The organism is Microcella sp., from assembly GCF_033763155.1.
GTDB lineage: Bacteria > Actinomycetota > Actinomycetes > Actinomycetales > Microbacteriaceae > Microcella.
This window is the reverse complement of sequence record NZ_JANRKZ010000031.1, coordinates 14,225-28,106: the sequence shown is the minus strand read 5'-3', so window position 1 is coordinate 28,106 and position 13,882 is coordinate 14,225. Positions and strand designations below refer to the sequence as shown.

Annotated in this window: 8 protein-coding genes, 1 tRNA gene and 1 other RNA gene; 9 read left to right on the top strand and 1 reads right to left on the bottom strand. The window is 66.0% G+C overall.

The window, feature by feature from the left end; translation table 11 throughout:
- Positions 1–3,874, top strand: a 3,874-nt coding sequence (locus tag SFU54_RS01305) for a DUF5979 domain-containing protein (RefSeq protein WP_319014507.1), incomplete at its 5' end; no start/stop codon positions are given.
- Between the two features lie 160 nt (positions 3,875–4,034).
- On the opposite strand, the gene SFU54_RS01300 is transcribed toward SFU54_RS01305, so the two are convergent.
- Positions 4,035–4,122: transfer RNA gene (locus SFU54_RS01300), tRNA-Ser, on the bottom strand.
- Between the two features lie 60 nt (positions 4,123–4,182).
- Here SFU54_RS01300 and ffs point away from each other — a divergent pair.
- The 8 genes from ffs (at position 4,183) to SFU54_RS01260 (ending at position 13,876) form a co-directional block, all read left to right on the top strand.
- An RNA gene (gene ffs / locus SFU54_RS01295) (signal recognition particle sRNA small type) lies at positions 4,183–4,279 on the top strand.
- A gap of 94 nt (positions 4,280–4,373) precedes the next feature.
- Entirely contained in the window at positions 4,374–6,527 is a 2,154-nt protein-coding gene (pta, locus tag SFU54_RS01290; protein ID WP_319014506.1) for a phosphate acetyltransferase, read from the top strand.
- Entirely contained in the window at positions 6,527–7,648 is a 1,122-nt protein-coding gene (locus SFU54_RS01285; RefSeq protein WP_319014505.1) for an acetate kinase, read from the top strand. The genes pta and SFU54_RS01285 overlap by 1 nt, the downstream gene beginning before the upstream one ends.
- Positions 7,649–7,701: 53 nt before the next feature.
- Positions 7,702–9,912 (top strand): DNA polymerase III subunit gamma and tau, encoded by a 2,211-nt coding sequence (locus SFU54_RS01280; RefSeq protein WP_319014504.1) that lies wholly within the window; start codon positions 7,702–7,704, stop codon positions 9,910–9,912.
- Between the two features lie 65 nt (positions 9,913–9,977).
- Complete coding sequence (recR, locus tag SFU54_RS01275) at positions 9,978–10,577, top strand: recombination mediator RecR (RefSeq protein WP_319014503.1); 600 nt, start codon at positions 9,978–9,980, stop codon at positions 10,575–10,577.
- A 169-nt stretch (positions 10,578–10,746) separates the two neighbouring features.
- Positions 10,747–12,012 (top strand): aspartate kinase, encoded by a 1,266-nt coding sequence (locus tag SFU54_RS01270; protein WP_319014502.1) that lies wholly within the window; start codon positions 10,747–10,749, stop codon positions 12,010–12,012.
- Positions 12,013–12,014: 2 nt separating this feature from the next.
- Entirely contained in the window at positions 12,015–13,076 is a 1,062-nt protein-coding gene (locus tag SFU54_RS01265; RefSeq protein WP_319014501.1) for an aspartate-semialdehyde dehydrogenase, read from the top strand.
- An 8-nt stretch (positions 13,077–13,084) separates the two neighbouring features.
- Positions 13,085–13,876 carry an SGNH/GDSL hydrolase family protein gene (locus SFU54_RS01260; RefSeq protein WP_319014500.1) on the top strand — a complete coding sequence of 264 codons (792 nt, stop codon included), beginning with the start codon at positions 13,085–13,087 and terminating at the stop codon, positions 13,874–13,876.
- Positions 13,877–13,882 lie beyond the last annotated feature (6 nt).

Genomic DNA, 13,882 nt, shown 5'->3' with positions numbered 1-13,882 from the left:
GACCGTGACGGCACGCGTCGTTGCTACCGGCTCGGGCATTGTCTCGGGAAACATTTACGACTACTCGGGTTCCTCCTACCACTACAACAAGGGCGGCGCCACGATCTCGGTGACCTCGAGCAATCCCACGGGCTCGTTCTCGCTGCAGAAGCTTGTCACTGACCCGACCAACGCTGTCCCCGACGCTCAAACATTCACCGTGCGTTACAGCGTCAACGGGGGTGCCTCGACGGCGGTCAACTTGGTGGCCGGTGCGGCTCCGACCGTCATCTCGGGCATTCCGACGGGCGCTACGGTCACATTCACCGAAGACACTCCGAGCTTTACGGGCGTCAACTGGGGCACTCCCGTCTTCAACCCCTCGAGTGCATCCATCACCATTGGAAATGGCACGACAGTTCCCGTGACCGTGTCGAACCCCTTCACGCTGCAGACGGGGTCGTTCTCGCTGCAGAAGTTCGTGAGCGACCCGGGCAATGTTGTGCCCGATGCCACGCCGTTCACGGTGCGCTACAGCGTCAACGGTGGCGCCTCGACGGCCGTTCAGCTCATTGCCGGCGACTCGCCGACGGTGATCTCGGGTATTCCGACGGGTGCGACGGTGACGTTTACCGAAGACGCTCCGTCGTTTGGTGGCGTGAACTGGGGAACGCCGATCTTCTCGCCCGCTGGCGCCTCGATCACGATCGGTAACGGCACGACCGTTCCTGTGACCGTCAGCAACCCGTTCTCGTTGCAGACCGGCTCGTTCTCTTTGCAGAAGTCCGTTACTGACCCGACGGATGCTGTGCCCGACGGCACGGAATTCACGGTGAACTACAGCGTCAACGGTGGAGCCTCGACTCCCGTCACGCTGGTTGCGGGTGCGGCTCCGACGGTGATTTCTGGCCTTCCGACGGGTGCGACGGTGACGTTCACTGAAGACGCTCCGTCGTTTGGTGGTGTGAACTGGGGCACCCCGGTGTTCAACCCGCCGAGCGCGTCGATCACGATTGGTAACGGTACGACTGTTCCTGTGACGGTGAGCAACCCGTTCACGCTGCAGACGGGTTCGTTCACGCTGCAAAAGCTGATCACCGACCCCACTGACGCCGTGCCTGACGCAACCACCTTCACGGTGAATTACAGCGTCAACGGTGGACCTTCGGTGGCTGTCGATCTGGTTGCGGGTGCCGCTCCCACCGTGATCTCGGGTATTCCGACGGGTGCGACGGTGACCTTCACCGAAGACACTCCGTCGTTTGGTGGCGTCAACTGGGGCACCCCGGTCTTCGACCCGTCGAGAGCATCGATCACGATCGGCAACGGCACGACCGTTCCCGTCACGGTGAGCAACCCGTTCACCTTGCAGACGGGTTCGTTCTCGTTGCAGAAGTTTGTGACCGACCCGACGGATGCTGTGCCCGACGGCACGGAATTCACGGTGAACTACAGCGTCAACGGCGGGGCTTCAACGCCTGTCACGCTCGTCGCGGGTGCGGCTCCGACGGTGATTTCTGGCCTTCCGACGGGTGCGACGGTGACGTTCACTGAAGACGCTCCGTCGTTTGGTGGCGTGAACTGGGGCACCCCGGTGTTCAACCCGCCGAGCGCGTCGATCACGATTGGTAACGGCACGACGGTTCCTGTGACGGTGAGCAACCCGTTCACCTTGCAGACCGGTTCGTTCTCGCTGCAGAAGCTGATCACCGACCCGACCGATGCGGTGCCCAACGCGACCGAGTTCACGGTGAACTACAGCGTTGATGGCGCTCCCTCGGTTGCCGTCACGCTGGTTGCGGGTGCCGCTCCGACGGTCATCTCGGGCATTCCGACGGGTGCGACGGTGACGTTCACTGAAGACGCTCCGTCGTTTGGTGGCGTGAACTGGGGCACCCCGGTCTTCGACCCGCCGAGCGCGTCGATCACGATCGGTAATGGCACAAATGTTCCGGTGACGGTCACCAACCCGTTCACCATCAAGACCGGCACGTTCTCGCTGCAGAAGCTGTTGTCGGGTTCGGGTGCTGGGTTGGTGCCGGATGGCACGATCTTCGAGGTTGAGTACTCCACGTCGGGTCTGACGGGTCCGTGGACGACGGTTGAGCTGGACTCGGATGGCACGGTTGTTGCGGGTCCGACGTTGGCGACGGGCACGGTTGTTGATTTCCGTGAGGTTGTTCGCACGGTTTCGGGCGTGAACCTGATCTCGTCGACGTTCAACAGTGCTCAGATCACGATTGGTGATGGCACGAATGTTGCGGTGACGGTGACGAACGAGTTCGAAACTCAGGTGCCGGCGATTTCGTTGCTGAAGAGTGTGTCGTCGATTGATCTGGGCGCCGATGGTGTTCTGGGTGTTGGCGATGTGATCACGTATGCGTTCACGGTGACGAACACGGGCAACGTTGCGTTGTCGAATGTGCGGGTGACGGATGATCTGGCCACGATGGCTGGTGGTCCGATCTCGTTGGCTGTTGGTGCGAGTGACTCGACCACGTTCACGGCGACGTATGAGCTGACGTTGGCGGATGTGACTGCTGGTGGTGTGGAGAACACGGCCACTGCGGTCGGTTCGCCGCCGTCGGGTGACGATGTGACGGATGTCAGTGACACGGGTACGGGTGTTGATGGTGACCCGGTGGGAACGCCGGAGTTGACCGAGACGCCGAGCCCGTTGGGTGGTCTGCCGAACGATGGTGGCGATCCGACGGATGACCCGACGACGGTTCGTATTCTTCCGTCGGCTGCTGATGATGAGGATCTGGACAACACGATCGGTGATGCCGTTGAGGTGTTCGTGTTGGTCAATGACTCGGTTGGTTTGGTGCCGAGCACGGTGCGCATTCTGACTCCGGTGACGGGTGCTCCGGTGACGTCGTTGGTGGTTGCTGGTGAGGGTGAGTGGACGGTTGACCCGATTACGGGTGCGATCACGTTCACGCCTGAGGTGACGTTCTTGGGTGACCCGACGCCGGTGGATTATCGGGCGGCGAATGGTTTTGGTGACACTGCTGAGGCGACGGTCACGATCACCTACGTCGAGCCGACGGGTGGATTCTCGTTGATCAAGACGGTCGTCGACGACTTGGGCGACAAGGTTCCGGCCGATGCCGAGTTCACGGTCAAGTACAGCGTCGACGGAGCCCCTCCCGTTTCGGTGACGCTGGTTGACGGTGCTGCCCCGATCGAAGTCACGGGCTTGCCGATTGGCGCTGTCGTGACCTTCACCGAAGACCCGGCTCCGGCCTTCCTTGATGTCGTCTGGCAGGCACCGCGATTCGACCCGCCGAGTGCGTCGATTGTCATTACGACGGGCATCATTCCGGTGACGGCAATCAACGCGGTCGACCTGACGACGTTGGCGCCTCCGGAGATTACGAGCCGTGCTTACGTCGATGGTCAGCCGAATGGTCGCATCACGACGGGACCGGCGACGATCATCGACCGCGTGTTCTACCTGAACCTCGTTCCTGACCAGCAGTATCGCCTCGACGGCGAATTGGTCTACATCGAGAACGGTGTGATTGTCTACACCGGCATCACGGGTGGAGCCACGTTCACGCCTACGACGGCGGATGGAACCACCGAGGTTCCGTTCTCGATGAGCGAGCAGGACGTTATCGACCTGGCCTCGAAGAAGCTGTTTATCTTCTTGACCTTGTACAACGAGGCCGACGAAGAAGTGGCCTTCGACGGCGCGATCGTTGCCTCCGACCCGTGGTTCGACACCACGGAAGAGTGGTTCACGATTGCTCCGGCGGGTCTTGCGTTGACCGGCGCCGCATCGACGATCAGCCTGGTCGGCACGGGCGTCTCGGCCCTGCTCGCAGGCCTCGTGCTGATGCTGTTCGGTCGTCGCCGTCGGACCAACGATCGGGTTAGCGCCGCATAAGTCGCCACGGCCCTCAACGCCCCCTTGCGTGCATCCATGCCTCGTTGCGTGGATGCACGAAGGGGGCGTTGCGCTGTCTGCAGCGCTGCGCCTGCGCGAAAGACCGGGTCACCGCGATGGATGCAAGCGCAGCAGGGCGCCCGTCGAACCGATGATGATGTGGCGGAGAATGGGGGATTCGAACCCCCGAGGGCTTGCACCCAACACGCTTTCCAAGCGTGCGCCATAGGCCACTAGGCGAATTCTCCTGGCGCGGCGCCCCTGATGAACTGCGGGGCGACGACAGTGAATCCTACCGGTAAACTGATGGCGGCTCCTCGCGTGGCGCCATCCAGGCCAACTCCCCCAGGGCAGAAATGCAGCAAGGGTAACCGGGCTCTGGCGGGTGCGCGAGGGGTCCTTTTTTGTGCGGCGAGAGACGACGACGGATGCCCGGCGCAGCATCCACAGGACCATCGGCCCCTGCGCTCCCTCAGGCTGCCGCTCTAGGCTGAAGGCAATGTCACGCAACATCTACATCACGTCAGCCGAGGGCAACTCGGGCAAGTCGACGGTGGCCCTCGGGCTCGTCGACTCGTTGAGCCACCGTGTGCAACGCGTGGGGGTGTTTCGGCCGATCGCTCGCTCGCGTGATGAGCGCGACTACGTCTTGGACGTCTTGCTCGCGCACGATGGCGTTGACCTTGATTACGAGGCCGCCATGGGCGTGGGCTACGACGAGGTGCACGCCGACCCCGAGGCGGCTCTCGCGGTGATCGTCGAGCGGTACCACGCGGTTGCGCAACAGAGCGACGCGGTCGTGATCGTCGGGAGCGACTACACCGACGTGTCGAGCCCCACAGAGCTCTCGTTCAACGCCCGCATTGCGGCGAACCTGGGCGCGCCCGTGCTGCTCGTCGTTGGCGGGCGCGAGGGCGGCGCGGCTGGGGGGCGAGGGCTTGCAGAGTCGGCGCCACGCTCGGCGGACGACATGCGCCGAGTGGCCGAGGTGGCCGTCGCCGAGCTTGACCACGAGCACGCCCAGTTGCTGGGCATCATTGCGAACCGCGTCGAGCCCGATCAGCTCGACGCCGTGGTCGCGGCCGTGCAGACCGTGGCGCCCGATGCGCTCGTCTCGGCCATCCCCGACGACCCGCACCTTATTGCGCCCACCGTGGCCGCCGTCATGCAGGCGTGTGGCGGCACCTTCGAACGCGGCGACGAAGCCCTATTGCAGCGCGAAGTGCTGGGGGCTGTCGTCGCCGGCATGTCGATGGAGAACGTCTTGCCGCGCCTCACCGAGGGCGCCGTCGTGCTGATTCCCGGCGACCGCAGTGAGGTTCTGCTCGCGGTGCTCATGGCGCACGCGAGCGAGACGTTTCCGAGCCTCGCGGCCATCGTGCTCTACGGCGGATTTGAGACGCCGGATGCTGTGCAAAGCCTCGTCGATGGCCTCGACCCCAGCCTGCCGATCATTCGGGCCGAGTCGGGCACCTACGACACCGTGCGTGCAATCATGAGCGCCCGCGGTCGACTCGCTGCCGACAGCCAACGCAAGTACGACACGGCGCTCGCGCTGTGGGAGCGCCACATCGACGCTGAGGCGCTCATGAACCGACTCGATGTGACGCGCTCTGACGTGGTCACGCCGCTCATGTTTGAGTTCGATCTGCTGGAGCGAGCCCGCGGCGACCGCAAACACATCGTGCTGCCCGAGGGCGATGACGACCGGGTGCTGCGCGCGGCCGGCACGCTGCTGCAGCGCGGCGTGTGCGAACTGACAATTCTGGGCGACGAGCAGGCAGTGCGCGCTCGGGCCGCCGAGCTGGGGCTCGACCTGTCAGAAGCGAGCATCCTGTCGACGCACGATGAGGCTTTGCGGCACCGCTTCGCCGAGGAGTACGCCCGGCTGCGCGCACACAAGGGTGTCAGTTACGAGACAGCGCGCGACGTCGTCACTGACGTCAGCTATTTCGGAACGATGATGGTGCACCTCGGCCTCGCCGATGGCATGGTGTCGGGTGCCGCCCACACGACGGCGCACACGATTCGCCCCAGCTTCGAGATCATCAAGACCGACCCGGGCGTGAGTGTGGTGTCGAGCGTCTTCTTGATGTGCCTCGCCGACCGGGTGCTCGTCTATGGCGACTGCGCGGTGATTCCTGACCCGACGAGTGAGCAGCTGGCCGACATTGCGATTTCATCCGCCGCCACTGCCTCTCAGTTCGCGATTGAACCGCGCGTGGCGATGCTGTCGTATTCGACGGGCGACTCGGGTGCGGGTGACGACGTCGAGAAGGTTCGCGAGGCCACGCGTCTCGTGCGTGAGCGCGCCCCCGAACTGCTCGTCGACGGCCCCATGCAATACGACGCGGCCGCTGAGCCGAGCGTCGCGGCCTCGAAGATGCCCGGCTCGCCCGTCGCGGGGCGCGCGACCGTTTTCGTCTTTCCTGACCTCAACACGGGCAACAACACCTACAAGGCCGTGCAACGCTCGGCGGGCGCCGTGGCGATCGGCCCCGTGCTGCAGGGTCTTCGCAAGCCCGTGAACGACCTCAGCCGCGGCGCTCTCGTGAGCGACATTGTCAACACGGTGGCGATCACGGCGATCCAGGCGCAACGGACTCCTCCGCCCGCGACCATGCCCGTCTCGACCATCGGGGGAGTCGCGTAGTGCGCGTCTTCGTCGTCAACTCGGGCTCGAGCTCGATCAAGTACCAACTCGTCGACGTCGTCACCGAAGAGGTCGTGCTCTCGGGCCTGCTCGAGCGCCTCGGGCAGCCCGGTGGCGACGCTGCCGATCATCGGGCCGGGATGCGCGTCGTTCTCGATCGCCTCGGCTCAGAAGCGGCGTCCATCGCCGCCGTCGGTCACCGCGTGGTGCACGGCGGCTCGGTGTTCACGGCTCCCGTCGTCATCGACGACGATGTCGTGGCCGGTATTGAAGCAGTGAGTGCGCTCGCACCGTTGCATAACCCGGCGAATCTCGCGGGCATCCGCGCTGCGCGCCTGGCGATGCCGGGTGTTCCGCACGTGGCCGTCTTCGACACGGCCTTTCACCAGTCGATGCCCGCCGCGGCCTCGACCTACGCGATCGATCGCGCCGTTGCGGCCGAGCACGGCATTCGCCGCTATGGCTTTCACGGTACGAGCCACCAGTTCGTGGCGGGTCGCGCTGCTGCGGTGCTCGGGCGCCCGCTCGAGAGCCTGAAGCTCATAGTGCTGCACCTCGGCAACGGCTCATCGGCCACGGCGATCGACGGTGGCCGCTCGATCGACACGTCGATGGGCCTCACGCCACTCGCAGGTCTCGTGATGGGCACGCGGTCGGGTGATGTTGACCCAGGAGTGCTATTGCACCTCGAGCGCGCCGGATTACCGGTGGCCGAGGTTGACGCCATTCTCAACAGTCGCAGTGGCCTGCTCGGCCTCGCGGGGTCGTCCGACATGCGCGACGTCTCGGCGGCCGCCGAGGCGGGCGACCCGGATGCCGAGCTCGCCCTCGAGGTCTGGGCCCACCGCATCCGGCACTTTGTGGGGGCGTACCTCGCCCAGCTCGGTGGCCTCGATGCCGTGGTCTTCACGGCCGGAATCGGCGAGAACGCGCCCGCACTGCGCGCCCGCGCGCTCGCGGGCCTGCAGCACCTCGGGCTCGCCGTCGATGCCGACCGCAACGCCGAGCGCGCGCGAGCCCCGCGGATCATCTCGCCCGACGATGCCCCCGTCGCCGTGCTCGTCGTACCGACCAACGAAGAGCTCGCGATCGCGCAAGCCGCCGCAACGCTCGTCGGCTAGACCGCCGACGAATGCCCGGCCCGGGCATCGGGGGTGACGACTACGCTGGGCACGTGGTTACCGCCCTCTATCGCCGCTATCGGCCCGAGACCTTTGCCGAGCTCATCGGCCAGGCGCACGTGACCGACCCCTTGCGGGCGGCCCTCCGCGGCGATCGCGTCAACCACGCCTACTTGTTCAGTGGCCCGCGTGGCTGTGGCAAGACCACGAGCGCGCGCATTCTTGCGCGGTGCTTGAACTGTGTTGAGGGGCCGACCGACACGCCTTGCGGCGTGTGTCCTAGCTGCGTTGAGCTGAGTCGCGACGGCGGCGGCTCGCTTGATGTCGTCGAGATCGACGCCGCGAGCCACAACGGCGTCGACGATGCGCGCGACTTGCGTGAACGTGCGGTGTTTGCCCCCGCGCGCGACCGCTACAAGATCTTCATTCTCGACGAGGCGCACATGGTCACGCCGCAGGGCTTCAACGCGCTGCTCAAGATCGTGGAAGAGCCGCCGGAGCACGTGAAGTTCATCTTCGCGACGACCGAGCCCGAAAAGGTCATCGGCACGATTCGATCGCGCACGCACCATTACCCCTTCCGGCTGGTGCCGCCCGCGCAGCTGCTCGAGTATGTGCAGCAGTTGTGCGAGAGCGAGAAGGTCACGATCGAACCCGGCGTTTTGCCGCTCGTCGTGCGGGCCGGCGGTGGGTCGGTGCGCGACACCCTGTCACTGCTTGACCAGCTGATCGCCGGTAGCGATGACGCCGTCGTCACCTACGAGCGCGCGGTGGCACTGCTGGGCTACACGCACGGCGCTCTGCTCGACGAGGTCGTTGTGGCGATCGCGAGTCGAGACGCCGAGGCTGCCTTCCACGCAATCGATCGCGTCATTCAGACGGGTCAAGACCCGCGTCGCTTCGTCGATGACTTGCTCGAGCGCTTGCGCGACCTCATCGTCGTGCAGGCCACGGCCGACAGTGCGGCATCGGTCTTGCATGGCATCCCTGCCGACGACCTCGCGAGCATGCGCACGCACGCGGCCATGTTTTCGCCCGCTGAACTGTCGCGTGCTGCTGACGTGGTCAACCGCGCCCTCACCGAGATGACGGGCGCAACCTCACCGCGTCTGCACCTCGAACTCATGACGGCGCGTGTGCTCGTGGCGCTCGGCGCCGACGGCGTTGCCTCCGCCCCTGCCGCGCGACCGACCGAGGCCGGTGCGCGCTCGACGGTACAGCCAGGCGCGATGCGGGCCGAAACCGCGGCGGCACCAGCGACCGCTTCTCCTCCGCCCGCGCCGCCCGCGCCTCAGCCGGCTGCGCCGACCCCCGCGGTTGGCGAGTCTGCTCAGCGAGCACCGTCGGCTCCCGCACCCCCTGTGCCTACACCCCCCGCGCCCGCGCCCACGGGCTCGACGGTCACCCTCGACACCATTCGTGCGGCGTGGCCTGCCGTGCTCGATGCCGTTCAACAAACGAAGCGCAGTTCGTGGACGGTCGTGTTTGGCACCACCGCCGTCGCGCTCGACGATGACGTTCTGACACTCGCCTTCCCGACCGAGGCCGACGCCAACGCCTTCAAGCACCGGGCTGCGCCGGCCGACAGCGTGAGCGAGCACGTGCGCGCGGCCATCCAGGCTGTGGTCGGCGCGCGCGTGAAGTTCCGCGTGCGGGTTGAGTCAACGCCGGATGCCCGCGCATCGCTCGGCACCGCCCCGACGAGCCCGACCGACACCCCGGCGGATGCCCCCGCCGACCCCGACCCGGCCCCGCAACCCTCGTCACCGCAACCCGCGGCCCTCAAGCCTGCGACACCGAAACCCGCGTCATCACTGCCCGCGTCACCTCAGCCCGCGTCACCTCAGCCGGGCACGTCGACGCCGAAGGCCTCACCTGCTGCCGCAGTGACGGACTGGGTTGTCGCAGCGATTCCGGGATCCGAGTCGTCGCCGGTGGATGACGGTGCCCCGAGCCTCCCGAAGCCCGACATCAGCTCAACGACAGAGCCAGAGCCGCCTGCGCCGGAGGTCGCTCTTCCGCCCGTCGTTCAGCACCAGACCGAGGTCAATGGTCGGCAACGCTACGGCGAGGCCGTCGTTCGCGAAGTGCTCGGGGCGACCTTTATCGGCGAAGAGGTCATCGAGCCCCTGGTGACGGCGGGGGGAGCCGAACCGCTCGCCACGCAGCCCGTGAGTGCAACGGCGTCGATGCCGCATGACCCCGACCGGCCGTCGAGCGCTGATGCCCCCGATCCGTTTCGCGACGAGTATTGGCCCGCGTAGTGACCCCAGCACCGGCCCGAGTACGGGCCCACGTGTGAGCCCCGAGGCAAGAGAGCAGACCTGACGTGTACGACGGCATCATTCAAGACCTCATCGACGAATTTGGTCGACTGCCGGGCATTGGCCCGAAGTCGGCGCAGCGCATCGCGTTTCACATTCTGCAGACCGAGTCGTTCGATGTCGCGCACCTCGCGCAGTTGCTTATTGACGTGCGCGAGAAGGTGCGGTTCTGCGAAATTTGCGGCAACGTGGCCGAAGAGGCGCAGTGTTCGATCTGCCGCGATGTGCGCCGCAGCCCCACGACCATCTGTGTCGTCGAAGAGGCCAAAGACGTCGTGGCGATTGAGCGCACTCGTGAGTTCCGAGGGTTGTACCACGTGCTTGGCGGTGCGATCAGCCCCATCGATGGCATCGGCCCCGATGACTTGCGTATCGCCCAGTTGCTTGCGCGACTGCGTGACGGCACCGTCACCGAGGTGATCATCGCCACCGACCCCAACCTCGAGGGCGAGGCGACGGCGACGTACTTGTCACGACTGCTCGTGCAGCCGGGCCTCACCGTCTCTCGGCTCGCGAGCGGCCTTCCCGTCGGCGGCGACCTCGAATATGCCGATGAGGTCACCTTGGGGCGCGCTTTCGAGGGGCGTCGCACGGTCGAGCGGTAGTCGCGGGGAGTTCCGACCGCCGCATGCCGCGCCGGGCATCCGTGCGCAGTAGAATCGTGGCTCAGGCTCGCCACCGCTGTCGCGCCGCCGGCGTGAGCGCTTTTTCGCTCGCCGCCGCTTTCGACATTCACCCTCAGCCCTGCTGCGCCACTGATCCAGGAGTACCGCCGTGAGCCTCATCGTGCAGAAGTTCGGTGGTTCGTCAGTGGCTGACGCCGAGAGCATCAAGCGCGTGGCGAAGCGCGTGGTCGAGACCCGCAAGGGCGGCAACCAAGTCGTCGTCGCGGTGAGCGCCATGGGCGACACGACGGACGACCTCATCGATCTCGCGCACCAGGTCGCGCCGCTGCCCGACCCGCGCGAGATGGACATGCTGCTCACCACTGGCGAGCGCATCTCGATGGCGTTGCTCGCCATGGCGATCAAGAGCATGGGCCACGACGCGCGCTCATTCACGGGCAGCCAGGCCGGCATGATTACGGATGCCCGCCACGGCGCCGCCCGCATCGTCGACGTCACTCCCGTTCGCGTGCAAGAGGCGCTCGATGAGGGAGCCATCGCGATCGTTGCGGGTTTTCAGGGCTTCAACCGCGACAGCCGTGACATCACGACTTTGGGTCGAGGAGGCAGTGACACCACCGCCGTCGCCCTCGCCGCCGCACTCAAAGCTGACGTGTGCGAGATCTACACCGACGTTGATGGTGTCTTCACGGCCGACCCGCGCGTCGTCAAGAGTGCACGCAAGCTCGACCGCGTGACCACCGAAGAGATGCTCGAGCTCGCCGCGGCGGGTGCCAAGGTCTTGCACATTCGCGCCGTCGAGTTCGCGCGCCGCAATGGCGTCACGCTGCACGTGCGGTCATCGTTCTCGCCCAATGAGGGCACCTGGGTTGTCACCCCGACAGAGGGAGAAGTCATGGAAGAGCCGATCATCACCGGAGTCGCCGGCGACTTGAGCGAGGCGAAGATCACGGTGGTCGGCGTGCCCGACACTCCGGGAATGGCCGCCGACATCTTCACGATCGTGGCCGAAACCGGCGCCAACATCGACATGATCGTGCAGAACGTGTCGACCGCCGCGACGAGCCGCACCGACATCAGCTTTACGCTGCCCAAGAGTGATGGCGAGAAGGTGCTGACGGCTCTGCGCGCCACGCAGTCGAACCTCGGCTTTGAGTCGCTCGCTTACGACGACCAGATCGGCAAGCTCTCGGTTGTCGGCGGCGGCATGCGCACGAGCGCAGGCGTCTCGGCCCAGCTCTTCACCGCGCTCAAGAACGCGGGCATCAACATGGAGATGATCAGCACGTCAGAGATTCGCATCTCGGTCGTCATGCGTGCCGACACTCTCAACCACGCCGTGCAAATCGTGCACACGGCATTCGGGCTCGATGGCGACGCCGAGGCGGTCGTCTACGCAGGAACGGGGCGCTAGTCATGGGTTCGACGGTCAACATCGGCGTCGTCGGCGCCACCGGTCAGGTCGGCGCCGTCGTGCGCCAGCTGCTGCTCGAGCGCAACTACCCCGTGGGCGAGCTGCGTTTTTTCGCCAGTTCGCGCAGCGCCGGAACGGTCATCCCGTGGGGCGACCGCGAGATCGTCGTTGAAGATGCCGAGACGGCTGACCCGAGCGGGCTCGACGTCGCCATCTTCAGCGCGGGAGCGACGCTCAGCAAGGCGCAAGCCCCGCGGTTTGCGGCTGCCGGCGTGACGGTTGTCGATAACTCGTCGGGCTGGCGCATGGACCCCGAGGTTCCGCTCGTCGTGAGCGAGGTCAACCCGCACGCGATCGAGAGCGCCGTCAAGGGCATCATCGCCAACCCGAACTGCACGACCATGGCCGCCATGCCCGTGCTCAAGGTGCTCGACGCCGAAGCCGGTCTGCAGCGCCTCATCGTGAGCACCTACCAGGCGGTCTCGGGCGCGGGCCTCGCGGGCGGCGAAGAGCTGCTCGACCAGGCGAACGCCGTGATCGTGCAAGACGCCATGGGGCTCGTGCACGATGGCTCGGCCGTCGAGTTTCCGCTGGCCGTGAAGTTTCCAAAGACCATCGCCTTCAACGTCATTCCGCAGGCCGGCAACTTCGTCGACGACGGCCTGGGCGAGACCGATGAAGAGAAGAAGCTGCGCAACGAGAGCCGCAAGATTCTCGAGCTTCCCGAGCTGCTCGTGAGCGGCATTTGCGTGCGCGTGCCGGTGTTCACCGGGCACTCGCTGTCGATCAACGCCGAGTTCGAGCGTGCGATCAGCCCCGATCGTGCGCGTGAGCTGCTGGCCGATGCCCCGGGCGTTCAGCTCATGGATGTTCCCACTCCGCTCGACGCCGCTGGCGCTGATCCGAGCCTCGTGGGGCGCATCCGTGCCGACGAGGGTGTTCCGGGTGGCCGCGGTCTCGCCATGTTCATCAGCAACGACAACCTTCGCAAGGGTGCGGCGCTCAACGCCGTGCAAATCGCCGAGCTGCTCGCCGCAAAGCTCGGCGCGAGCGTCACCGCCTAGGGCTCACGATGACGAGCGGCGCGGGGCAATCGGCGGTCGCGCCGATTCGCTCGTACGCCGCCCTTGGCGACAGCTATAGCGAAGGCATGGGCGATGAGCGCGCCGATGGCACTCCGCGCGGCTGGACCGATCTCGTCGCGGCCGGGCTTGCCCTCGCGGCAGGCGGCACAATCGGCTATGCCAACCTCGCGATTCGGGGCCGGCTGCTGGGGCCGATTCTCGACGACCAGTTTCCGGCCGCGATCGCCCTCGGCCCCGACCTGCTCAGCATCAACGGCGGTGGTAACGACATTTTGCGCCCATCGGTCTCGATCGAGGCGGTGGCTGATCGACTCGTGACGGCCGCCGAGCAGGCGCTCGAAACCGTGCCGCGCGTCATGATCGTGAGCGGTGGTGACCCCACCCAGCACCTTCCGCTGGGCCGCGTGTTCTCACGTCGAGGTAACGAACTCGCGATTGCGGTTCAGCACCGGCTCACCGGAACCAATGTGCTCTTCGTCGACAACTGGAGCGACCCGAGACTGCCCGAGCAGAGGTACTGGTCGGTCGACCGGCTGCACCTCAACACGCAGGGCCACGCCGTCGCCGCCGCCAATGTGCTCGCGGCACTCGGCGTCGCGGTGCCCGCGGGCCCTGATGCCCCTGACGCTCACGACGATGTCGCCCGCCCCCGCACCGCCGAGTACTGGCGACGGTACGTGTTGCCCTGGATCGGCCGTCGCCTCACCGGGCGCTCATCGGGCGACCACCGGCAGGCGAAGCGGCCCACTCTCGAGCCCTTCGGCCCCGATCACCTATGACGCGGG

What these genes read in the sequence shown, in the direction of transcription:
- pta (WP_319014506.1), top strand. Translation starts at nt 4,374, where the DNA reads ATGTCACGCAACATCTACATCACGTCAGCCGAGGGCAACTCGGGCAAG.
- SFU54_RS01265 (WP_319014501.1), top strand. Translation starts at nt 12,015, where the DNA reads ATGGGTTCGACGGTCAACATCGGCGTCGTCGGCGCCACCGGTCAGGTC.
- SFU54_RS01260 (WP_319014500.1), top strand. Translation starts at nt 13,085, where the DNA reads ATGACGAGCGGCGCGGGGCAATCGGCGGTCGCGCCGATTCGCTCGTAC.